General features: G+C 37.9%; 1 protein-coding gene. It reads left to right on the top strand.

What is annotated here, in order from left to right; all coding sequences use genetic code 11:
- Positions 1 to 337 precede the first annotated feature (337 nt).
- On the top strand, positions 338 to 676 hold a 339-nt coding region (locus tag ABN217_RS19510; protein ID WP_349459891.1), incomplete at its 3' end, for an SDR family NAD(P)-dependent oxidoreductase.

Genomic DNA, 676 nt, shown 5'->3' with positions numbered 1-676 from the left:
AGATCTTCATGATCTGTACTCGCAATAAAACTTAAGTTGTTGATAGTAAACAACTGTAAAAAGGAGTATCGAGTGAGTTAACGCTGGATACTGCCTACCCTATTAGTCACTAGTGGCAAGCAGTTAATAGAATAGATAATTAATAACTTGCCAGTAAATTTAAATTTTTATTACAACTCTGACTGTCCAAGTAATTATCTCCTAAGAAAATTTGCAAGAAGTATAGATTGCTAAATTTATGAAGTAAAGCCTTAATATTATTTTTATACTCTAAATAATTTGAGGTGCAGCTTGTTGTGAGCTTGCACCAATCGCTCAACGCTAGAAGACAATTAACATGAAATACTTAGTTACTGGCAGTGCAGGGTTTATTGGTTTTAGGCTATGTCAGCGTTTATTGGAGAGTGGGCATGAAGTTGTTGGGATCGACAACATGAATGCTTATTACGATCAGGGGCTTAAACAATCTCGTTTACATCTCCTTGAGCAATACCCGCATTTTCGCTTTATTCCTCTCGATATTACTGAGCGTGAAAAAGTGGTGGTACTGTGTACTCAAGAAGGGTTTGATAGAGTGATCCATCTTGCTGCTCAGGCAGGCGTTCGTTACTCACTGCAAAACCCGTTTGCCTATGCAGACAGTAATCTTAATGGCCATCTTGCTATCTTAGAAGGC

The sequence above is a fragment of the Proteus sp. fly-1067 genome, from assembly GCF_040139345.1.
Classification (GTDB): domain Bacteria; phylum Pseudomonadota; class Gammaproteobacteria; order Enterobacterales; family Enterobacteriaceae; genus Proteus; species Proteus vulgaris_B.
The sequence above is the reverse complement of the archived record's forward strand: the minus strand, read 5'-3'. Positions and strand labels throughout refer to the sequence as shown.